We start from the raw sequence: 21886 nt of genomic DNA, 5'->3' as shown, positions 1-21886 counted from the left end.
CCCTGGTACATCTATCGCTGCTTCGACACGGAGGGCTATCATGGTATCGGTCACAGAGATGATTGGCGCAACCTGGCGTCTCGAAGATGCGATTCGCGAAGTGATCGCTGACCCATCGCAGTTCCCTGATGAAAGCAAGCCCATGAAGGAAAAAGCCAAAGCGCTGCCGCACCTTCTGGTTCGGAAATATCCTCATCTTTCCGATATTGAGCACGAGTTGCGCGGTATCTTCGAGACCTGCCGCCTGGCAATTGATCATAATTCGATCAGTCCGGTGGTTGCAAAGGCAGCTGTCGCCATTGCCGATGAGTACCGCGAGATCATCATCAGGCTGAAGCACTGACATCTTCTTGGACCCCTGGGGACAGTGAGTGCCTCGGGCGCAGCATTTATCCCAGCTCGTGTCATTCGTGGGTTGACGCGACGTGCCGAGGACACTAGCACGGCTTCTCGAAAGCATCGGGGGACGTTTTCTATGGAAATTTTTACTGCCGCGGGTTTGGCTGCACTCCTGCAAGTCATCGCGATCGATCTTGTTCTTGCCGGCGATAACGCCGTCGTCATCGGCCTTGCTGCGGCCGGCCTGCCAGCCGAACAGCGCAAGAAGGCCATTCTCGTCGGCATTCTGGCAGCCACCGTACTGCGCGTTGCTTTTGCATCGGTCACGGTTCAACTCCTGAATATCGTCGGTCTATTGCTGGCCGGTGGCCTGCTCCTGCTCTGGGTCTGCTGGAAGATGTGGCGCGAGCTTCGCTCGCAGCACGGAAGCGGCGACGAGACCCTCGATGAAGGAGCGGCCCCGAAATACAAGAAGACCTTCATGCAGGCCGCGAGCCAGATCGTCATCGCCGACGTGTCGATGTCCCTGGACAATGTATTGGCCGTTGCCGGTGCCGCTCGCGAGCATCCGACCGTTCTGATCGTTGGGCTTGTACTCTCGATCGCCCTGATGGGCATCGCGGCAAATCTCGTCGCGCGCTTGCTCAACCGCCACCGCTGGATCGCCTATATCGGCCTGTTGATCATCCTCTATGTCGCACTCGACATGATGTATCGCGGCAGCCTGGAAGTCTGGCCTTACATGCAGGGCTGAAAGCGAAACGCATCATCCTTCAAGGCGGGTCCGCGAAAGCCGGTCCGCCTTTTTGCTTTTTGCTGCACTGCTCGGCTCAGGGACTGTTGACAAGGCGTGTGCAGCAAAATCAATCTCGTTGAAAGACGTCTATTCGGGAGGGCTTGAGGTGGCAGACCTGCTGGTGAGCTTGTATTCCAACAAGCTCGATGAGCTAAAGCAGAAGGCCGAAGCGGCTGGCGTGACCATCCGGCCGGCTCTTCCTCCGGAGTTGCATATCGTCGTAGACTGGGTGCGAGAAAACTTCAGCGAGGACTGGGCGAGCGAATGCAATGTTGCCTTTTCGCGTCAGCCCGTCGCCTGCCTGATCGCGGTTGAGAATGGCAAATTGCTGGGCTTTGCCTGCTACGACACTACCGCCCGTGGTTTCTTTGGCCCGACCGGCGTCGATAGCGCCGCCCGCGGCAAGGGCATCGGCCTCGCGCTCTTTTCCGCCTGCCTCCAGACCATGAAAACCCTTGGGTACGCCTATGCCATCATCGGCGACGCCGGCCCCGTCGGTTTCTATGCGAAGACAGCCGGCGCCATCGAAATTCCCGCGCCCGACAAGGGCATCTACGAGGGTATGCTGAGAAGGACGTCGAACTAGCCCGAATTCCTTTCAGGCCGCTCAGAGCCCGTAGAAGCGTTCACCGTTCGATGCCCAGATCTTCTGCTGGTCGGCAGCATCAAGGTTCTTCATGGCATTGCCGAGGGTCTCGATCCAGCGGCTGTAGTCCGCGACGAGATTGACGACGGGCCAGTCGCTGCCGAAGACGAGCCGATCAGGTCCGAAGATATCGAAGACAGCCTCCAGATAGGGCTGAAGCCGCTCCGGCGTCCAGTCCGGACCATCCTCGGTGACGATCCCGGAGATCTTGCAATGGACGTGGCGAAGATCACGGAAACGTTCCATGTCGCGCCGCCACGGCTCGAAGTTGCCGCTTCCGATTTCCGGCTTGGCCATGTGATCGACGATGACAGGCAGATCGGGATAACGCTCGATGAACCTGATCGTGTTGAGGATATGCCGCGGCTTGATCAACGCATCGAACCGCAGGCCGAGATCGAGCATGGCGCGGAACGCCGGATCGAGCTCTTTCCTGAGGATCCAGTCGTCTTCCGGCAGGTCCTGAAGATAGGGACGGATGCTCTTCAGCTTCGGAAAGCGCGCCCAGCCGGCGACGTCGGCAGCGGCCGTCGGCGCCAGGAGATCGAGCCAGGCAACGACCCCTTTGACGAAATCGCGCCCATCGGCAAGACCAAGAAGGTAGCCGGTTTCATGAACAGAGGACGCGGCGGAGACGAGGACGACGCCCTCGACATTGTTCTTCTCCATCAGCGGAAGGGCATCGCGCGGCCCGTAGTCGCGGTACAGCACCTTGTCATCCGGCGACATCCAGAGCGAATAGTAGGGCTCCATCGCCAGTGTCCAGAAATGCATATGACAATCGATGCGCCGCATGGCTTCCTCCCTCAAACGTCTGCTCCGCCCGACAAGAGGTTCAGAAAACCAGCCCGATCGCAAGTGCGCCCGGCTCGAAATCCGGTTGAAATATCTTGATTTTGCGGGTCGCTTTCCTGGGGGTTCAAATCCTGCCCTTCCTGGTTTAGCATCCGCCCATGAGCTTCGAATCCGTCCGCGCCTTTTTCGGCGCACATGCACCCGACATTGAGATCATCGAAACCACCGGCAGCTCTTCGACGGTCGCGCTAGCGGCCGAAGCGCATGGCGTCGAACCTGCGCAGATCGCCAAGACGATCTGCCTGCGGGTCGGCGAAGAGACGATGCTGGTCGTCGCAAGCGGCACGGCGCGTCTCGACAACCGGAAATTCAAGGATGCCTTCGGCGGCAAAGGCCGGATGCTGGGACCGGAGGAAGTCCTCGCAGCGACCAGTCATCCGGTCGGCGGTGTCTGCCCCTTCGGGCTGCCCGCGCCGATCCCGGTCTATTGCGATATTTCGCTGAAGCGCTACGACGAAGTCGTGCCAGCGGCCGGTTCGACAAACTCGGCTGTTCGCATTTCGACGGAGCGGCTGGCCGAACTCACCAGGGCCAAATGGGTCGATGTCTGCCAATAAGTCCGGTCGCAGAACTTCAAATCGCCTAACCAGCGCCTATATGAGTTTCACCGTATGAATTGCACCATGCCGTGGTTGGGCATGAGAGGAGATGAGATGCCGAGTACCGTTTCGCGTCTTGCCAAGTTCGTGGCTATCGCCGCTTTGACGAGCGCTACCATTTTTGCTGCCTATGGCGACGCCGAGGCGCGCCGCGCCGGAGGTTTCGGTGGATTCGGCAGCCGCGGGACGCGCACTTTTCAGGCGCCGCCGGTCACGCGCACCGCGCCTGCTCCCGCCGCGCCGATGGAACGCTCGATGACGCCACGGCCGCAGACACCCGCCACTGCGCAACAGCCTTTTAACACCCAGCGCCCCGGCGGCCTGTTCGGCGGCTTCGGCCGTTCGATGATCGGAGGCCTCATTGCGGGTGGCCTGCTCGGCATGCTGCTCGGCCATGGATTCGGCGGTGGCTTCGGTTTCCTCGGCATGCTGCTGCAGATCGCGCTGATCTTCGGCGCCGTGACGCTTGCCATGCGCTTCTTCGCCAATCGCCGCCAGCCGTCCTACGGTGCAGCCAGCGGCCGGGGCGGTCCGTCTTATAGCAACATGTCGTCGAACAACAATTCGTCGTTTCGCATTCCCACGATCGGTTCCGGCGCCGGCGGCTACCAGCAGCAGCGCAATAATCGGCAGAACGATGAAATCGGGCTCACACAAGCCGATCTCGACCAGTTCGAAGAGCTGCTGACCAAGGTACAGACTGCCTACGGCGCCGAGGACTACGGCATGCTCCGCAAGCTGACGACGCCCGAAGCCATGTCCTATCTCGCAGAAGAGCTTGGCGAGAACGCCACCAATGGCGTGCGCAACCGCGTCTCTGACGTCAAGCTGCTGCAGGGCGATATTGCCGAAGCCTGGCGCGAAGGCGATCAGGACTATGCAACGCTTGCCATGCGCTATTCGTCGGTCGACGCGATGGTCGACCGCAACACCGGCCGCGTCGTCTCCGGCGACGACAGCCACCCGAGCGAGAGCACCGAAGTCTGGACGTTCACTCGCAGGAATGGCGGCGACTGGAAGCTCGCCGCTATTCAGGGCACCGGCCAGCGCGCGGCTTAGAGCCTTTCAACGCGCTAGAATATCAACCCTTGAAGGTGTAGTCGGCGATCGACTGCGCCTTCATTTCAATTGAAAAACCGGGCTTGGAAGGCGGAATATAGGCGGCGTCCCTGATCACGCACGGATCGAGGAAATGTTCGTGCAAATGGTCGACATATTCGATCACGCGGCCTTCCTTGGTGCCGGATACAGCGACATAGTCGATCATCGACAGGTGCTGTACATATTCGCAAAGGCCGACGCCGCCGGCATGCGGCCAGACCGGCAGGCCGTATTTGGCGGCGATGAGCAGTACTGCCAGCACCTCATTCAGCCCACCCATGCGGCAGGAATCGATCTGCACGATGTCGATTGCGCCTTCGGCGATGAACTGCTTGAACATGATGCGGTTCTGGCACATCTCGCCGGTCGCGACCTTGACCGGGCCTATCGCCTCGCGGATCTTCCGATGCCCGGCCACATCATCAGGACTCGTTGGTTCCTCGATGAAATAGGGCTTGGCGAAGGCTAGTTCCTTCACCCAGTCGATCGCCTGGCTGACCTCCCAGACCTGATTGGCGTCGATCATCAGGTAGCGATCCGGTCCAATGACCTCGCGGGCGATGCGCAGGCGGCGGATATCGTCTGCGAGGTCGCGGCCGACCTTCATCTTGACGTGGTTGAAACCGGCGTCGATCGCTTCCTGGCAGAGCCGGCGGAGTTTCGCGTCGTCATAGCCGAGCCAGCCGGCGGAGGTCGTGTAGCAGGCGTAGCCTTCCCTTTCGAGCGTCGCGATCCGCTCCGCCTTGCCGGCCTCCGCACGTTTCAGGATCGAAATCGCCTCGTCGCGCGTCAGAACGTCGGTCAGGTAACGATAGTCGACGATGTCGGCGATTTCTTCCGGGCTCATCTCCGCAACAAGCAGCCACACCGGTTTTCCGGCCTGCTTGGCAAGGAGATCCCAGACCGCGTTGACGACCGCCCCTGTCGCAAGATGGATGGCGCCCTTTTCCGGCCCGATCCAGCGGAGCTGGCTGTCGCTTGTCAGATGCCGCCAGAATCTGCCGGGATGGGCGAGGATTTCAGCGAGGTCCGCGCCGAGAACCAGATGCTTCATCGCCTCGATCGCCATGCAGCAGATATCGTTGCCGCGGCCGATGGTGAAGGTCAGCCCGTGCCCTGAAAGCTGCGGCTCGTCGGTATCGAGAATGACGTAAGCCGCCGAATAGTCGGGATCCGGATTCATCGCGTCGGACCCGTCGAGGCTCTGCGAAGTCGGAAAGCGAAGGTCGAAAACACGAAGGCCGGTAATGCGGGTCATGGGCTCCTCCCCCGGAGGCTCGGACGATCAGATCGTCCAGCCACCGTCAATGCAATAGGCCTGGCCGCTGGTATAGGTGGCACCGGCGAGGTAGACGGCAAGACCGGCAATCTCTTCCGGCGTGCCGAGACGGCCCATCGGCTGGCGCGAAATGAAGGCGGCACGCGCTGCCTCGTAATCACCCTGCGCGCGCATGCGGTCCTGCAGCGACGGACTTTCGACCGTACCGGGGCAAATGGCGTTGCAGCGGATGCCGTTCGCCACGTAATCGGCGGCAACCGATTTCGTGAGACCGAGCACGGCGGCCTTGGTGACGCCGTAGGCAAAGCGGTTCGGCACCCCCTTGATGCTGGAGGCGACGGAAGCCATGTTGATGATCGACCCGTCTTTCCGCTCCAGCATGCCGGGCAGCACGGCGCGGATGGTGCGGATCATCGCCTTGACGTTGAGATCGAAGGCGAATTCCAGATCCGAATCCTTCATTTCGAGAATGGACCCGGCGTGCACGAAGCCGGCGCAATTGAAGAGCACGTCGACGGCGCCGATTTCAGCGACCAGCGCCTTCACCGCCTCCTCGTCCAGCACATTCAGCTTGTGCGTCGATATGCCGGTCTCTTCGGCAAGCGCTGCTAGCGCATCCGTATTGATATCCGTTGCGTGGACCTTTGCTCCGGCTTGATGGAACGCGATCGCGCTGGCGCGGCCGATGCCTTGCGCTGCCGCCGTGATCAGGACTGTCTTGCCGGAAAGAGTAATGCTCATGTCTTGGCCTCTTCAGGATCAGCAATGCGGGAGGAAGCGCAATCAGCGTTGCGAAGATTCGCAGCAAAGGAAGTGCGACATCCCTACTCCTCCTCCTTGAGCGGTCGGTCGTCTGCATGCGTATCGCACTATCGATAGGAAGCTTGGACGGAAAAGGCAACGATCATCTTTTCCACACCACGGGGCGCGCCGCGGGGCTACCTTCTTCACGCAGAAAAACGAAAATCCCGAATCCCGGGCTTGCGCAACCGGTCGATCTTCTGAATGGTGCTTGCCGAGGAGTACCGGCGCATGCAGCCGTCGGCGATGTAGATTCGGAAGATTTCTTGTGACTGTTCCATCCCCCCGCACCTTCTTGTCGTCCCTGTTCCATGAGGCCGTACGCGCGGCCGATCCCCTGACCGGTATCAGGGCGCATTTGCCCGCCAGGCCCAAGGGCCGCACCGTAGTCATCGGCGCCGGCAAGGGTGCCGCACAGATGGCACGCGCGCTTGAGAGCGTCTGGGACGAGCCGCTCGATGGCGTCGTGGTTACGCGCTACGGCTATGGCTGCGAAACGCAGTCGATCGAGATCATCGAGGCCGCCCACCCGGTTCCGGATGCCGCTGGCCTTGCGGCATCGAGGCGGCTGGTGGAAGCAGTGAAGGACCTGACGCCGGACGATCTGGTGATCGCGCTGATCTGCGGTGGCGGCTCCGCCTTGCTGCCGGCGCCGCCCGAAGGCCTGACCCTCGACGACGAGATTGCGCTGAACGAGATGCTGCTTGCCTCGGGGGCGCCGATTTCCGCCATGAACGTCGTGCGCAAGCATCTGTCCACGATCAAGGGCGGACGGCTGGCCGCTGCCACAAAGGCGCGCGTTGTCAGCCTGGTCGTTTCGGACATCCCGGGCGACAATCCTGCTCATGTCGCCTCCGGTCCGACCGTTCCCGACGGCTCGACTCGGCAGGACGCTTTGGAAATAGTCCGCCAATACGGACTGAAATTACCGCAGGCGGCCCTTGACCATCTTGCGTCGCCGAAAGCCGATGCGCCTGGCCCGGACGATCCGATCTTTGCCGCGCATACGCACCATATCATCGCCTCGGCCGGCGTTTCGCTCGAGGCGGCCGCGGCGCTCGCGGGGTCACAGGGCATTACGCCGGTGATCCTCTCGGATTCGATCGAAGGCGAGTCCCGTGACGTCGCGCTGGTGCATGCAGCGATCGCTCGCGAGGTGCTTGGCCATAACCGGCCCTTCGAGAAGCCGGTGGTCATCCTGTCTGGCGGCGAGACGACCGTTACGCTGAGGGCCAAAGGCGGCAGGGGCGGACGCAACGGCGAATTCGCGCTCGCCGCAGCGCTGGCGATCGATGGCCATGACGTCCATCTGCTTGCCGCCGATACCGACGGCATCGACGGCTCGGAAGACAATGCAGGCGCGTTCGCCGACGGTTCCACGGTCAAACGCCTGCGTGCCCAAGGCCTCGATCCCCGCCGGCTGCTTGACGGTAACGACAGCTATTCAGGCTTTCAAGCAATCGGCGATCTCTTCGAGACCGGACCCACGGGCACCAACGTCAATGACTTCAGGGCGATTCTGATTCGCTAGGTCCCGGCGGAAGGTGTTCAGCCGCTAACCGCAACTCTCCTCTCCCGGCGGAAGGCGTCCGGGCTCTTGAACATCCATTTGCGGAATGCGCGATAGAACGCGCTGGGTTCGGAGTAGCCGAGCTGTGTTGCGATATCGCCGACCGTCTTCGACGTGTTGAGCAGCATGTCGACGGCAAGGTCGCGGCGTATGTCGTCCTTGATGGCGGCATAGCTCTGGCCTTCCTCGTCGAGGCGGTGGCGCAGCGTGGACGACGGCATGCGCATTTCGGCCGCGAGGTCCACGAAACTCGACCAGGCAGTCGGAGGCACGCGGCTGAGCCTGCGGCGCACGCTGGCAGCGAGCCCGGCATCATAGCGGTAGCGCACCAGAATGTTCGCCGGCGCACCGCGCAGGAATTGCTTCAGTGCCTGCTCGGAGCGTGAGACCGGCAGGTCAAGCATGGCAATGTCGAAGCCAAGCCGGCTGATCGGCTGGGAGAAACGAACCGGCGCGCCGAAGAAGAGCCGGTAATCGGCCCCTTGTTGTGGCTCGTCGCACCGGAAATCGACCAGCCGGATCGGAATGCGGCGGCCAACCAGCCAACAGATAATCCCGTGAAGAATGATCCAGTAAGTACGATAGGCGAAAGCCGAGCGCGGCGGACCGGCATCCTTGAGCTCGATCTGTGCCATCCCATCGCGGATGACGAGTTCGCCCCGTGGATCCTCCAGCACGATATTGAGGAAACGCAGTGCCCGGCGCAAGGCGTGGCCGAGCGTCGGCGCATGCAGCACGCAGTGGCAGAGCAAGGTGAAGCTTCCCCTGCGCATTGGCCGTCCGCCCATGCCGAAAAATTCGTCGTCGAGTTCGGCCGCGGTCGCGAGCCACAGTGCTCCGTATACTTCGGCCGAGACGGGCTCATCGACATTCTCCGGCAGGCCGAGCACCGCAAGCATGGGCTCTATCGGCTTTCCCATCCGGCGGAGGCTTTCGAGCGCTTCCTCGACAAATCCCGGCGCGATCATGCGCCTCTCGATTTCCGCCATTGCCGCCTCCCGGTGTGGCAAAACTGTCCGAAATTATGGAGCAGTTTAGTCATCGCTTGCAATAGTGGGACGACATAGACTCCGTGGTATTCTGGAGGAGCCAATTTGCAGCGCCAAGCGTCTGCAACTGGCCTGGGCGCTACATGAGAGGAGCATGTTAGGGCTGTGGGAGGAAATCCATGTTGATCCGTGGAGCAAGTTTTATCGTCACCGGCGGAGGCTCCGGCCTCGGCGCGGCGACGGCGAGGATGCTGGTCGCAGAAGGCGCCCGCGTCGTCATTGCCGACCTCAACGACGAAGCTGGTGAAAAGATCGCCGCAGAACTCGGTACGGATGTTCGTTACGTTCATGCCGACGTCACGAGCGCGGAGGATGGCGCAAATGTCGTCGCTGCCGCGCTCGAGGCATTTGGCGGTCTGCGCGGGCTTATCAATTGCGCCGGCATCGCGCCGGCTGAAAAGGTGATCGGGCGCGACGGCCCCCATCGGCTCGAGAGCTTCGCGCAGACGATCGGCATCAATCTCGTCGGCACATTCAACATGATCCGGCTAGCTGCATCCGCCATCCAGCAAGAGGAACCGGATGCGGAGGGCGAGCGTGGCCTCATCGTCAATACCGCCTCGGTTGCAGCCTTCGATGGACAGGTCGGGCAGGCCGCCTATTCCGCCTCCAAGGGCGGGATCGCGGCCATGACGCTGCCGATTGCCCGCGAACTCGCGCGCCACGGCATACGCGTCGTATCGATCGCTCCCGGCATCTTCGAGACGCCGATGATGGCAGGCATGCCACACGAGGTTCAGGAGGCGCTTGGCAAGAGCGTCCCCTTCCCGTCTCGTCTTGGCCGACCCGCTGAATTTGCCGCCCTGGTGCGCCATATATGTGAGAACAGCATGCTGAACGGCGAGGTCATCCGCCTCGACGGCGCATTGCGAATGAGCGCCCGCTGAGCGGTCCCTCGGGAGGAAAAGACATGGCATTGCAGGACCCAGTCGTGATCGTCGGCTCGGCGCGCACGCCGATTGGCGGATTTCAGGGTGAACTCCGCGACGCGGCAGCGCCCGAACTTGGGGCAGCAGCGATCCGCGCTGCCCTTCAGCGCAGCCAGGTCGAACCCGAAAAAGTCGACGAAGTCGTCTTCGGCTGCGTGCTTCCTGCCGGCCAGGGGCAGGCGCCGGCAAGGCAGGCGGCGATCGGCGCCGGGCTGCCCTTCTCGACCGCTGCCAGTACCGTCAACAAAATGTGCGGCTCCGGCATGAAAGCCGCGACGATCGCTCACGACCTGATTGCCGCCGGGAGTGCCTCCATCGCCGTCGCGGGCGGCATGGAAAGCATGACGAATGCGCCCTATCTCCTCGATCGGGCACGCGGCGGCTACCGGCTCGGCCACGGGCGCGTCATCGACCACATGTTCCTTGATGGGCTGGAGGATGCTTATGACAAGGGGCGGTTGATGGGCACCTTCGCGGAAGATTGTGCAGAGGCCTACCAGTTCACGCGCGCGGCGCAAGACAGCTACGCCATCGCTTCGCTGACCCGAGCGCAAAAAGCAATCGAAGCCGGCTATTTCGACGCCGAGGTAACTCCTGTTACCATCAAAGGCGGCAAAGGTGAGCATGCGGTCGACCGCGACGAGCAACCGGGCAAGGCGAAGCTTGACAAGATCCCGACCCTCAAGCCGGCATTCCGCGACGGCGGAACCGTGACCGCGGCCAATTCTAGCTCAATTTCCGACGGTGCCGCCGCGCTGGTCCTCATGCGCCGCTCCGAAGCGGAACGCAGGGGATTGCAGCCTCTCGCGACCATCACGGGCCACGCCACCCATTCGCAGGCGCCTAATCTGTTTGCGACCGCGCCGATCGGCGCTCTGGGCAAACTTGCGGATCGAACCGGCTGGGCGCTTGAGGACGTCGATCTCTTCGAGATCAACGAGGCATTCGCCGTCGTCGCCATGGCGGCGATGCGTGACCTCGACCTGCCGCACGACAAGGTCAACGTGCATGGCGGCGCCTGCGCGCTCGGCCATCCGATCGGCGCATCCGGAGCGCGCATCATCGTCACTCTGCTCGCAGCGCTTGAGCGCTATGATCTCAAGCGCGGCATGGCCGCACTCTGCATCGGCGGCGGCGAGGCGACCGCCGTCGCGATCGAGCGGCACTAACGAGAATGCGGAGGAAACGCTCATGATCCTTTCCGATGTGCAGCAGCAAATCCGCGATCTCGCCCGCGACTTCGCCCGCGAGCGCCTGGCGCCGGGTGCGGCTGCGCGCGATCGCGATCACGCCTTTCCCCGCGAGGAACTCAAGGAGATGGGCGAGCTCGGGCTTCTCGGCATGCTCGTTCCGGAAGCCTATGGCGGCTCCGACACAGGCACCGTAGCCTATGCCGCGGCCGTCGAGGAAATCGCCGCAGGCGATGGGCCGTGCTCAACCATCATGAGCGTCCACAGCTCGGTCGGCTGCGTGCCGATCCTGAAATTCGGCAGCGAGGAGCAGAAGCAGCGCTTCCTGCCGAAGCTCGCGAGCGGCGAATGGATCGGCGGCTTTGCGCTGACCGAGCCGCAGGCGGGTTCCGACGCATCCAACCTGCGCAGCCGCGCGCGACGCGACGGCGATCACTATGTCATTGACGGCGCCAAGCAGTTCATCACGTCGGGCAAGAACGGCCAGATGATCATCGTCTTCGCCGTCACTGATCCCGAGGCTGGCAAGAAGGGCATCACCGCGTTCATCGTGCCGACCGATACACCCGGCTATGAGGTCATCCGCGTCGAGGAAAAGCTTGGCCTGCATTCCACCGACACTTGCCAGATCGCCTTCAACAGCATGCGCATCCCGGTGGAGCTCAGGCTCGGCGAGGAGGGCGAAGGGTACCGTATCGCGCTTGCAAACCTCGAAGGCGGACGGATTGGCATCGCCGCCCAAGCAGTCGGCATGGCACGCGCGGCCTTCGAGGCGGCGCGTGACTATGCCCGGGAGAGAATAGCCTTCGGCAAGCCTGTCATCGAACATCAGGCGGTCGCCTTCCGCCTGGCCGACATGGCGACGCAGATCGAGGCAGCACGCAACCTCGTTTTCCATGCGGCCGAGCTGCGTGAAAACGGGCTCCCCTGCCTTTCGGAAGCATCCATGGCGAAGCTCTTCGCGTCCGAAATGGCCGAACGCGTCTGTTCCGATGCGATCCAGATCCACGGAGGCTACGGCTACATGGCCGACTATCCGGTCGAGCGCATCTACCGGGATGTCCGCATCTGCCAGATTTACGAGGGAACGAGTGACGTGCAGCGCATGGTGATTGCACGCAATCTATAGCAAACACATGCCGTCCTGTTTCCGGGTGGAGAGGAATGGGGCGGCAAAGGGAGGAACGAGACCATATGACGCAAGCCGCTCAACTGAGCCTGCATGTCCCAGAACCCGCCGTCCGTCCGGGCGGCCAGCCTGATTTTTCCAACGTCAAGATCGCCAAAGCAGGCGCGGTGCCACGCCCCGAGGTCGATGTCGCGCCGGAGGATATCCGCGATCTCGCTTACTCGATCATTCGCGTTCTCAATCGCGAGGGAGAGGCGGTGGGTCCGTGGGCCGGCATACTTTCCGACGAGGAACTGCTCACCGGTCTCCGCAACATGATGAAGCTCCGCGCCTTCGACGCCCGCATGCTGATGGCGCAGCGCCAGGGCAAGACGTCCTTCTACATGCAGCATCTCGGCGAAGAGGCCGTGAGCTGCGCCTTTCGAAAGGCACTTAGCAACGGCGACATGAACTTTCCGACTTATCGGCAGGCGGGTCTTTTGATCGCCGACGACTATCCGATGGTCGAGATGATGAACCAGATCTATTCCAACGAGGCTGATCCGCTGCACGGCCGGCAATTGCCGATCATGTATTCCTCGAAGGAGCACGGGTTCTTCACCATTTCCGGCAATCTGGCGACGCAATACGTGCAGGCGGTCGGCTGGGCCATGGCCTCCGCGATCAAGAAAGACACGCGCATTGCCGCCGCCTGGATCGGCGATGGATCGACCGCTGAATCCGACTTCCATTCGGCGCTCGTGTTCGCCTCCACCTACAAGCCGCCGGTCATCCTCAATATCGTCAACAATCAGTGGGCGATCTCGACCTTCCAGGGCATCGCCCGCGGCGGTTCTGGAACCTTCGCCGCCCGCGGCCTTGGCTTCGGCATCCCCGCACTCCGCGTCGACGGCAACGACTATCTCGCCGTCTATGCCGTTGCCCAGTGGGCCGTCGAGCGCGCCCGTCGCAATCTCGGCCCCACGCTGATCGAGTATGTCACCTACCGTGTCGGCGCCCATTCGACCTCGGACGATCCGAGCGCCTACCGCCCGAAGACCGAGTCCGAGGCCTGGCCGCTCGGAGATCCTGTGCTTCGGCTGAAGAAGCATCTCATCCTCAGGGGCGCCTGGTCCGAAGAGCGGCATCTCCAGGCAGAGGCCGAGATCATGGACGAGGTGATCGAGGCGCAAAAGCAGGCGGAACATCATGGCACGCTGCACGCGGGCGGCAAGCCGTCCGTGCGCGACATCTTCGAAGGGGTCTACGCCGAGATGCCGCCGCATATTCGCCGCCAGCGGCAGAAGGCCGGGTACTGACATGGCAAGAATGACAATGATCGAAGCCGTGCGCAGCGCCATGGACGTTTCGATGGCACGCGACGACGACGTCGTGGTCTTCGGCGAGGACGTCGGCTATTTCGGCGGCGTCTTCCGCTGCACACAGGGGCTTCAGGCGAAATACGGCAAGACACGCTGCTTCGACGCGCCAATCAGCGAGTCCGGGATCGTCGGCACCGCAATCGGCATGGCGGCCTACGGGCTGAAGCCCTGCGTCGAGATCCAATTTGCCGACTACATGTACCCGGCCTACGACCAGATCACGCAGGAGGCGGCCCGCATCCGCTACCGCTCGAACGGCGATTTCACCTGCCCTATCGTGCTGCGCATGCCGACGGGCGGAGGAATCTTCGGCGGGCAGACGCATAGCCAGAGCCCGGAGGCACTGTTTACCCATGTTTGTGGACTGAAGGTCGTGGTGCCCTCCAATCCTTATGACGCCAAGGGCCTGCTTATCTCTTCGATCGAGGATCCGGATCCGGTGATGTTCCTGGAGCCGAAGCGGCTCTACAACGGCCCATTCGATGGCCACCATGAACGCCCGGTCACGCCATGGTCGAAACACGAACTTGGCGAAGTGCCCGAGGGGCACTACACGATCCCGATCGGCAAGGCAGAGGTGCGCCGGACCGGATCGGCGGTGACGGTAATCGCCTATGGTACCATGGTGCATGTGGCGCTGGCAGCTGCCGAAGATACGGGTATCGATGCCGAGGTGATCGACCTGCGCAGCCTGCTGCCGCTCGACCTCGATACCATCGTCCAGTCCGTGTCGAAGACCGGGCGCTGCGTCGTCGTCCACGAGGCAACGCTCACCTCTGGCTTCGGAGCCGAGGTAACAGCGCTCGTGCAGGAGCATTGCTTCTACCATCTGGAGGCGCCCGTTGTTCGGGTTGCCGGTTGGGACACGCCTTACCCGCATGCGCAGGAATGGGACTATTTCCCCGGGCCCGGCCGCGTCGGACGGGCGCTTACCGAAGTCATGGAGGCCTGAGCGATGGGCGAATTCGTGATCAAGATGCCTGACGTCGGCGAAGGCGTGGCCGAGGCAGAGCTCGTCGAATGGCATGTCAAGGCCGGCGATCCGGTGCGCGAGGATATGGTGATCGCCGCTGTAATGACCGACAAGGCTACGGTCGAGATCCCCTCGCCCGTGACCGGCACTGTCGTCTGGCTCGGAGCCGAGATCGGCGACAAGATCGCTGTGAAGGCGCCACTGGTACGTATCGAGACTGCGGGGGAAGGCGGCGAGGACAAGGCAGCGGCACCCGCTCCAGCGCCTCCGAAGCCTGTCCAGCCACTGCGGCTTGTCGAACCGGCAATGCCAGCCGCAGAAAAGCAGCCGGCGGCTCCTCGCGAAGCGACCGCAAAGCTGGCCGAGAAGCCCCTGGCGTCCCCGGCGGTACGCCTATTTGCGCGGGAGCATGGCATCGACCTGAGGCAAGTGGCGGGAAGCGGCCCCGTAGGCCGGATTCTGCGCGAAGACATCGACCAGTTCGTCGCCCGTGGCGCAGCCTTCTCCCCGGCTCCGATAGCACCTGCAAGGAAGACCGCAACCGAAGAGATAAAGCTCACGGGTCTTCGGCGTCGCATCGCAGAAAAAATGTCTCTCGCCGTCTCCCGCATCCCTCACATCACCTATGTCGAAGAGATCGACGTGACGGCATTGGAGGAGCTCAGAGCGACGATGAACCGCGATCGCAAGCCAGAGCAGGCGAAACTGACTGTTCTGCCTTTCCTGATGCGCGCAATCGTGAAGGCGGTAGCCGAGCAGCCAAATTTCAACGCCACGTTCGACGACCATGCAGGCATTCTCACGCGTCACAGTGCCGTCCATATGGGTATTGCGACGCAGACACCGGCCGGACTCATGGTTCCTGTTGTCCGCCATGCCGAGGCGCGCAGCGTCTGGGATTGCGCCGGTGAGATGAGTCGGCTGGCGGATGCGGCGCGCGCCGGCACGGCGACGCGCGACGAGCTCAGCGGCTCGACCATAACCATCAGCTCGCTCGGCGCGCTGGGCGGCGTCGTATCGACGCCGGTGATCAATCACCCCGAGGTTGCCATTGTCGGTGTCAACAAGATCGCCGTCCGCCCGATCTTCGACGGCACGCAGTTCGTGCCGAGAAAAATCATGAATCTCTCCTCAAGTTTCGACCACCGGATCATCGACGGATGGGATGCCGCGACCTTCGTCCAGCGCATCCGCACTCTGCTCGAGACGCCAGCACTGATTTTCATTGAAGGCTGAGACATGAAAGAAATCGTCTGCAAGCTGCTCGTCATCGGCGCCGGCCCGGGCGGCTATGTCTGCGCCATACGCGCCGGACAGCTCGGCATAGACACGGTGATCGTCGAGGAAAGCAAGCCGGGCGGCACCTGCCTGAATGTCGGATGCATCCCCTCGAAGGCGCTTATCCATGCGGCGGACGAATTCGCCGCCGTGCGCAGCATGACTAATGGCAAGAGCCCGATCGGCATACGGGTCGGCGATCCTGCTATCGACCTTGCGAAGACCATCGCGTGGAAGGACGGAATCGTCGGTCGTCTGAACGGCGGCGTTTCGGCGCTGCTGCAAAAGGCCAAGGTAAAGGTGGTTCATGGGCGGGCGACCTTTCGCGACGGCAAGACCGTCGAGGTTGGAACGGAGACCGGCGCGCAGATTATCCGCGCGGAAACCGTCGTCATCGCCACCGGATCGGCGCCGGTGGAACTCAGTGCCCTTCCCTTCGGTGGCCATGTCATATCCTCCACCGAAGCGCTGTCGCTGACCGAACTGCCGAAAAAGCTCGTGGTTGTCGGCGCCGGCTATATCGGCCTCGAGCTCGGCACTGCTTTTGCCAAGCTGGGTTCCGAAGTGACCGTCGTCGAAGCCATGCCGCAGATCCTGCCGCAATATGACGCCGATCTCGTGCGCCCGGTCCAGCGGAAGCTCGGGGAACTCGGCATCCGCATACTAACAGGGGCGAAGGCAAAAGGGCTCTCCGGCGACGGCGGCGCGCTGGCGGTCGAGACAGCGGACGGCCAGGAACAACAGCTGCCCGCCGATCGTATTCTGGTCACCGTCGGACGAAGGCCCAGAACTTCGGGATCGGGACTGGAGGAACTGGACCTCGATCGTTCGGGACCCTACCTGCGCATCGACGATCACTGCCGAACTTCGATGCGAGGCGTCTATGCGATCGGCGATATCACCGGGGAGCCGATGCTTGCCCATCGCGCCATGGCGCAGGGCGAAATGGTGGCCGAGATCGTCGCCGGGCGTAAGCGCGCCTGGGACAAGCGCTGCATCCCCGCAGTCTGCTTCACCGACCCGGAGATCGTGACGGCGGGCCTTTCTCCCGGCGAGGCGCGCGCGCAGGGCTATGACGTCCGCGTCGGACAGTTTCCCTTCAATGCCAATGGCCGCGCCATGACGATGCATTCAGAAGACGGCTTCGTGCGCGTCGTCGCACGAACCGATACCAATCTCGTGCTCGGTTTGCAGGCTGTCGGCGCCGGCGTCTCCGAGCTTTCAGCCATGTTCGCGCACACCATGGAAATGGGCGCGCGGCTCGAGGATATCGCCGGCACGATCCACGCCCATCCGACGCGCAGCGAAGCCGTGCAGGAGGCCGCCCTCAAGGCGCTCGGCCACGCGTTGCACATCTAGACGCGGCTAAGCCGCGTACCTTGCTGCGGTCACGAGGGCAATGCGGCTCTCCATCTGGCCGTGGCTTCCAACCACTCTCTGGTTCGCGCCTCGGGGTCGCCGTTCAGCGTGATGTCTGTCACCACGGCCGCACTGTCTGCGCCATGGACAAAGACGCCGTCGATGCGATCGATATTCAGACCGCCGATGGCGACGAGCGGCAGGCTGCCGATCCGCGCCTTCCACTCCCGCAGCCGTTCTAGGCCTTGCGGCGCCCATTTCATCTGCTTCAGGATCGTCGGATAGACGGGGCCGAGGGCGACATAGTCCGGCTCCGCCGCCAGCGCCATCTCCAGTTCAGCCTCGTCATGGGTCGAGAGGCCGAGCCTCAGGCCGGCCGCACGGATGGCGCTGAGATCGGCCTCAGCCAGATCCTCCTGGCCGAGATGGAGGAAATCGCATCCCGCGTCGATTGCCAGTTTCCAATAGTCGTTGACGATCAGCTGGCAGCCATATGCGGAGCAGATCGCCTTTGCGGTCCGGATTTCGACGCGGATCTCCGCCTCCGTACGGTCCTTGATGCGCAGTTGAACCAGCTTCACTCCGAGCGGCACGAGACGAGCGATCCATTCGGCGCTGTCAACAATCAGGTAGAAGGGGTCGAGCCTCATGCGAACACCGCCTTCCCGATAACCGGGGTCGAGGGCACGGCCATGTCGCGCGGTTCGAGCATACCGGCGCCGAATGCCAGCCTTCCGGCCGCGATCGCCCTGGCGAAGGCATCGGCCATCTCGACGGGGTTGGCGGCGCCGGCGACAGCCGTGTTGAGAAGCACCGCGTCAAAACCGAGTTCCATGACCATTGCGGCATGCGACGGCCGGCCAATGCCTGCATCGACGATGAGCGGTATGTCGGGGAAGTGCGCTCTGATGGCACGAAGCGCGGAGGGATTGAGCGGCCCGGCGGCGCTGCCGATCGGCGCGCACCAGGGCATCAGGACCTTGCAGCCCGCTTCGATCAGCCGTTCGGCAACGACGAGGTCGTCAGTCGTATAGGGAAAGACTTCGAAGCCTTCACTCGAGAGGATACGCGCCGCCTCGACGAGCCCGAACACATCCGGCTGCAATGTATCGTGATTGCCGATCACCTCGAGCTTTATCCAGTTGGTTCGAAACACCTCGCGCGCCATCTTGGCCGTCAGCACCGCTTCGGAGACGCCATGACAGCCTGCGGTATTGGGCAGCACGCGCACGTCCAGCGCCCTGATCATCTCGAAAAACGCGCCGCCGTTTCGGCCGCCGGCGGTCTCCCGGCGCAGCGAGACCGTCACGATTTCCGTTCCCGATCGCTTTACCGCCTCGGAAAGGATAGCCGGCGAAGGATAGCGGGCAGTGCCTAGGAGTAGGCGGGACGTGATATCGGTTCCGTATAGGTTCAGCATCGGTCAGCCTCCCTGCATCGGCGTCAGGACTTCTATCCTGTCGTTCTCGTTGAGGCTGTGGGCCAAGCGGTCCTCCCGGTGAACGAGCTCGCCATTGACGGCGGTCGCCAGCCAATCGCCCTCGTATTCCATCAGCGTCAGCAACTCAAAGAGCGTCGTTGCGGCGATATCCTGAGGCTCACCATTGACGATCAGTCGCATGGGGCATTCCTTCCAGTTGGGTTGAAAACAAGATCCGCGGCCTTGGCGGCCATCGCCGGTGCGAGCAGAAAGCCGTGGCGATAGAGACCGTTGACCACGACTGCCTTTCCTTCGCGGGTCGCGCGGGGGAAATTGTCGGGAAAGGCGGGCCGGATGCCGACGCCGGTTTCGACGACCGTTGCGTCGGCAAACGCCGGATGCAGCGCATAGGCGGCGTTCAGCAGTTCCATCAACGAGCGCGCCGAGACCGGGCCATCGAACTCGGTCTCGATCATCGTGGCACCGATCATGAAAAGCCCGCCGCCACGTGGGACGACATAGACCGGAATGCGAGGGTGCAGGAGACGAACCGGACGGTCGAGCGTCACCTCATGGGTTTGGAGGTAGAGCATTTCGCCGCGGACGCCTCGCAGGCCCTCGGTCTTTCCGATTTGCGCCGCACCCGTGCAATCAACACAGTCGTCGAAGCCCTGCTCGTCAGCGCACTCGCCGACGAACGACACACCTTGCATCGTCAGTTTCTCCCGCAGCATCGTCAGCGCCCGGCGCGGGTCGAGGTGCGCTTCGCGGGAAAAGAACAAACCTTGCCTGAAGCGCCCGGCAAGCGCGGGTTCCAGCGAGGCAATATCCTCTTCGTGAAGCCACTCGTAGCCTGTCGTACGACCGGCGAAGCGTTGCAACTCGCCTTGGTCGCGCGCGGGCGCCACCACGAGCGTGCCGTTCCTTCGAACTTCCGTCGGCAATATCGCATCCCACCGGTCGGCGGCGTCGAGGCCGTGCACGAGCACAGCCTCGTCAGCACTTTCCCGCTCGCACCAGGGCGCCAGCATTCCGCCGGCCAGCCACGATGCGGCGCGGTGGAATCCCGGAGACTGGTCGAACACGGTCACCTCGGCTCCGCGGGTGCGAAGCTCATGGGCCACTGTGAGACCGGCAACGCCGGCCCCTTTGACAAGCACGCGCATGTCAGCCGTCCGAAGGCTTGACGGCATCGACCGGCATGTAGAGATCGCCGCCGTCACGGTAGCGGGCCGCCATAGCGTCCAAGCCCTCCTTCTGCGCTTCGGCGCGGATGTCATGCGAGATCCGCATCGAGCAGAATTTGGGGCCGCACATCGAGCAGAAGTGCGCGACCTTGTGCGCCTCCTTCGGCAGCGTCTCGTCATGGAAGGAGCGCGCCGTTTCGGGATCGAGCGAGAGGTTGAACTGGTCCTCCCAGCGGAATTCGAAACGGGCGCGCGACAGCGCGTCGTCGCGCACCTGAGCGGCGGGATGCCCCTTGGCTAGATCGGCGGCGTGGGCGGCGATCTTGTAGGTGATGACGCCGGTCTTGACGTCGTTGCGATCCGGAAGGCCGAGGTGCTCCTTCGGCGTCACGTAGCAGAGCATCGCCGTGCCGAACCAGCCGATCATCGCCGCCCCAATCCCCGAGGTGATGTGGTCGTAGCCGGGCGCGATGTCGGTTGTCAGCGGCCCCAGCGTATAGAAGGGCGCTTCGCCGCAGACGGCGAGCTGCTTGTCCATGTTCTCCTTGATCTTGTGCATCGGCACGTGGCCGGGCCCTTCGATCATGACCTGGCAGTCCTTCGCCCAGGCGATCTTGGTGAGTTCGCCAAGGGTCTCGAGTTCGGCGAACTGCGCGGCGTCGTTGGCGTCGGCAATCGAACCCGGACGCAGGCCGTCGCCGAGCGAGAAGGAGACGTCATAGGCGCGGCAGATATCGCAGATCTCCTCGAAATGTTCGTAGAGGAAGCTCTCGCGGTGGTGATGCAGACACCACTTCGCCATGATCGAGCCGCCGCGCGAGACGATGCCCGTCACCCGGTTGACCGTGAGCGGAATGTAGTGGAGCCGGACGCCGGCATGGATCGTGAAGTAGTCGACCCCCTGCTCCGCCTGCTCGATCAGCGTGTCGCGATAGACCTCCCATGTCAGGTTCTCGGCGATGCCTTCGACCTTTTCCAGCGCCTGGTAGAGCGGCACGGTGCCGATCGGCAGAGGCGAGTTGCGGATGATCCATTCGCGAATGTTGTGGATGTTGCGGCCGGTCGAAAGATCCATGACGGTATCGGCGCCCCAGCGCGCGGCCCAAACCATCTTTTCGACCTCCTCAGCCATCGAGGAGGTGACGGCGGAGTTGCCGATATTGGCATTGATCTTCACCAGGAAGTTCCGGCCGATGATCATCGGTTCGGATTCCGGATGGTTGATGTTGGCGGGAATGATCGCCCTGCCCGCCGCCACTTCCTGGCGGACGAATTCCGGCGTGACGTGGTCCGGAATATGGGCGCCGAAGCTCTCGCCGTCGCGCACCATGGCCTCTTTCTGCGCCTTTCGGCCGAGATTCTCGCGGATGGCGATGAATTCCATCTCCGGCGTGATGATGCCGGCGCGCGCATATGCGAGCTGGGTGACCGCTTTGCCGTCCTTTGCGCGCAGCGGCTGACGCTTGGCGGGAAACTCGGGCGTCAAACGCTCGCCTTTGGCAAAGCCGTTGTCTTCCGGGCGCACGTCGCGACCCTGATAGGTCTCAACGTCGCCGCGGGCGAGGACCCAGTCTCGCCGAAGCTGTGGCAGGCCTTCCTCGATGCGAATATCGGCGCCCTCGACCGTATAGGCACCGGACGAATCATAGACGGTGACCGGCGGCTCCCCCGAGGTCGGGTGAACGCTGATCTCGCGCATCGGCACCCGGATATCGGGGTGAATCTCCCCCGGGACGTAAATCTTGCGCGATGCCGGCAGCGGGCCGGTGGTGACGGTCGGAGTGGGAATTTTTGCGGCAATATTCATGGTTTGAGGCTCCAAGTTGCGATTTGGAGACCCAGTCCTCAGCCGGAATGATGGAAAGACGCCGGCACGGATTCCTTGGCGGAATCCAAAGCCTTTCGAGCGCTCGCACCGTCCCTACGCCAGTATGAACTGGATCAGGTTCAACGGGTCACTGCGCACGTCAGCAGTATCTCAGCCCCTTGCCGGGACCCCCCTGGTGAATGCGTGAAGGTTAGGAT

Annotated in this window: 22 protein-coding genes and 1 riboswitch; of the genes, 13 read left to right on the top strand and 9 right to left on the bottom strand. The window is 62.8% G+C overall.

Going from position 1 to position 21886, the window contains the following annotated elements:
• Positions 1–58 precede the first annotated feature (58 nt).
• From HGP14_RS10935 to HGP14_RS10925, 3 genes are all read left to right on the top strand, one after another.
• The gene (locus HGP14_RS10935) at positions 59–343 is read left to right on the top strand and encodes a hypothetical protein (RefSeq protein WP_246704422.1); all 285 of its coding nucleotides are present in this window, start codon (positions 59–61) and stop codon (positions 341–343) included.
• Positions 344–475: 132 nt separating this feature from the next.
• Positions 476–1093, top strand: coding sequence for a TerC family protein (locus HGP14_RS10930; protein ID WP_168829860.1), 618 nt, complete (start codon positions 476–478; stop codon positions 1091–1093).
• 148 nt (positions 1094–1241) lie between these two features.
• A complete protein-coding gene (locus tag HGP14_RS10925) occupies positions 1242–1721 on the top strand; it encodes a GNAT family N-acetyltransferase (protein WP_168829859.1) in 480 nt (159 codons plus the stop codon).
• 21 nt (positions 1722–1742) lie between these two features.
• Here the strand turns inward: HGP14_RS10925 and HGP14_RS10920 are convergent, their stop codons facing one another.
• Positions 1743–2576, bottom strand: a complete 834-nt coding sequence (locus HGP14_RS10920; protein ID WP_168829858.1) for an amidohydrolase family protein — start codon at positions 2574–2576, stop codon at positions 1743–1745.
• Between the two features lie 158 nt (positions 2577–2734).
• Between HGP14_RS10920 and HGP14_RS10915 the strand changes: the two genes are divergently transcribed.
• Positions 2735–3193, top strand: coding sequence for a YbaK/EbsC family protein (locus HGP14_RS10915; RefSeq protein WP_168829857.1), 459 nt, complete (start codon positions 2735–2737; stop codon positions 3191–3193).
• A gap of 96 nt (positions 3194–3289) precedes the next feature.
• Entirely contained in the window at positions 3290–4294 is a 1005-nt protein-coding gene (locus HGP14_RS10910) for a Tim44 domain-containing protein (RefSeq protein ID WP_168829856.1), read from the top strand.
• Positions 4295–4316: 22 nt separating this feature from the next.
• On the opposite strand, the gene HGP14_RS10905 is transcribed toward HGP14_RS10910, so the two are convergent.
• Positions 4317–5594, bottom strand: a complete 1278-nt coding sequence (locus tag HGP14_RS10905; RefSeq protein ID WP_168829855.1) for an L-fuconate dehydratase — start codon at positions 5592–5594, stop codon at positions 4317–4319.
• 27 nt (positions 5595–5621) lie between these two features.
• Entirely contained in the window at positions 5622–6356 is a 735-nt protein-coding gene (locus tag HGP14_RS10900) for an SDR family oxidoreductase (RefSeq protein ID WP_168829854.1), read from the bottom strand.
• 328 nt (positions 6357–6684) lie between these two features.
• Between HGP14_RS10900 and HGP14_RS10895 the strand changes: the two genes are divergently transcribed.
• Positions 6685–7947 (top strand): glycerate kinase, encoded by a 1263-nt coding sequence (locus HGP14_RS10895; RefSeq protein ID WP_168829853.1) that lies wholly within the window; start codon positions 6685–6687, stop codon positions 7945–7947.
• Between the two features lie 17 nt (positions 7948–7964).
• Here HGP14_RS10895 and HGP14_RS10890 read toward each other — a convergent pair whose 3' ends face one another.
• A complete protein-coding gene (locus HGP14_RS10890; RefSeq protein ID WP_168829852.1) occupies positions 7965–8975 on the bottom strand; it encodes an AraC family transcriptional regulator in 1011 nt (336 codons plus the stop codon).
• 179 nt (positions 8976–9154) lie between these two features.
• Between HGP14_RS10890 and HGP14_RS10885 the strand changes: the two genes are divergently transcribed.
• The 7 genes from HGP14_RS10885 to lpdA all read left to right on the top strand — a co-directional run bounded on the left by HGP14_RS10885 (position 9155) and on the right by lpdA (position 17254).
• Positions 9155–9922, top strand: coding sequence for a 3-hydroxyacyl-CoA dehydrogenase (locus tag HGP14_RS10885; RefSeq protein WP_168829851.1), 768 nt, complete (start codon positions 9155–9157; stop codon positions 9920–9922).
• 23 nt (positions 9923–9945) lie between these two features.
• Positions 9946–11133 (top strand): acetyl-CoA C-acyltransferase, encoded by a 1188-nt coding sequence (locus HGP14_RS10880; protein ID WP_168829850.1) that lies wholly within the window; start codon positions 9946–9948, stop codon positions 11131–11133.
• 22 nt (positions 11134–11155) lie between these two features.
• Entirely contained in the window at positions 11156–12283 is a 1128-nt protein-coding gene (locus tag HGP14_RS10875; RefSeq protein WP_168829849.1) for an acyl-CoA dehydrogenase family protein, read from the top strand.
• Positions 12284–12348: 65 nt separating this feature from the next.
• Entirely contained in the window at positions 12349–13581 is a 1233-nt protein-coding gene (locus HGP14_RS10870; protein ID WP_168829848.1) for a 3-methyl-2-oxobutanoate dehydrogenase (2-methylpropanoyl-transferring) subunit alpha, read from the top strand.
• Position 13582: 1 nt separating this feature from the next.
• On the top strand, positions 13583–14596 hold the full coding sequence (locus HGP14_RS10865; protein ID WP_168829847.1) for an alpha-ketoacid dehydrogenase subunit beta: 1014 nt from the start codon (positions 13583–13585) through the stop codon (positions 14594–14596).
• 3 nt (positions 14597–14599) lie between these two features.
• Complete coding sequence (locus tag HGP14_RS10860) at positions 14600–15853, top strand: dihydrolipoamide acetyltransferase family protein (protein ID WP_168829846.1); 1254 nt, start codon at positions 14600–14602, stop codon at positions 15851–15853.
• Positions 15854–15856: 3 nt separating this feature from the next.
• Entirely contained in the window at positions 15857–17254 is a 1398-nt protein-coding gene (lpdA, locus tag HGP14_RS10855) for a dihydrolipoyl dehydrogenase (protein ID WP_168829845.1), read from the top strand.
• A 29-nt stretch (positions 17255–17283) separates the two neighbouring features.
• Here lpdA and HGP14_RS10850 read toward each other — a convergent pair whose 3' ends face one another.
• Genes HGP14_RS10850 through thiC form a run of 5 tightly spaced genes read right to left on the bottom strand, consistent with a single transcriptional unit; the run spans position 17284 to position 21668 of the window.
• Positions 17284–17904, bottom strand: coding sequence for a thiamine phosphate synthase (locus tag HGP14_RS10850; RefSeq protein WP_168829844.1), 621 nt, complete (start codon positions 17902–17904; stop codon positions 17284–17286).
• Positions 17901–18674 (bottom strand): thiazole synthase, encoded by a 774-nt coding sequence (locus HGP14_RS10845; protein ID WP_168829843.1) that lies wholly within the window; start codon positions 18672–18674, stop codon positions 17901–17903. Before HGP14_RS10845 ends, HGP14_RS10850 begins: the two co-directional genes overlap by 4 nt.
• A 3-nt stretch (positions 18675–18677) precedes the next feature.
• Positions 18678–18875, bottom strand: a complete 198-nt coding sequence (thiS, locus tag HGP14_RS10840; protein ID WP_168829842.1) for a sulfur carrier protein ThiS — start codon at positions 18873–18875, stop codon at positions 18678–18680.
• Entirely contained in the window at positions 18866–19840 is a 975-nt protein-coding gene (gene thiO / locus HGP14_RS10835) for a glycine oxidase ThiO (RefSeq protein WP_168829841.1), read from the bottom strand. Before thiO ends, thiS begins: the two co-directional genes overlap by 10 nt.
• A 1-nt stretch (position 19841) precedes the next feature.
• Positions 19842–21668: a phosphomethylpyrimidine synthase ThiC gene (gene thiC, locus HGP14_RS10830; protein WP_168829840.1), complete on the bottom strand. Its 1827-nt coding sequence runs from the start codon at positions 21666–21668 to the stop codon at positions 19842–19844.
• 93 nt (positions 21669–21761) lie between these two features.
• Positions 21762–21873, bottom strand: a riboswitch (TPP riboswitch).
• Positions 21874–21886 lie beyond the last annotated feature (13 nt).

This window comes from Rhizobium sp. P32RR-XVIII (assembly GCF_012641395.1).
In the GTDB taxonomy this organism is placed as follows: Bacteria; Pseudomonadota; Alphaproteobacteria; order Rhizobiales; family Rhizobiaceae; genus Rhizobium.
Note: the sequence above shows the minus strand (reverse complement) of the source record. Positions and strands in the feature narration are given on the sequence as shown.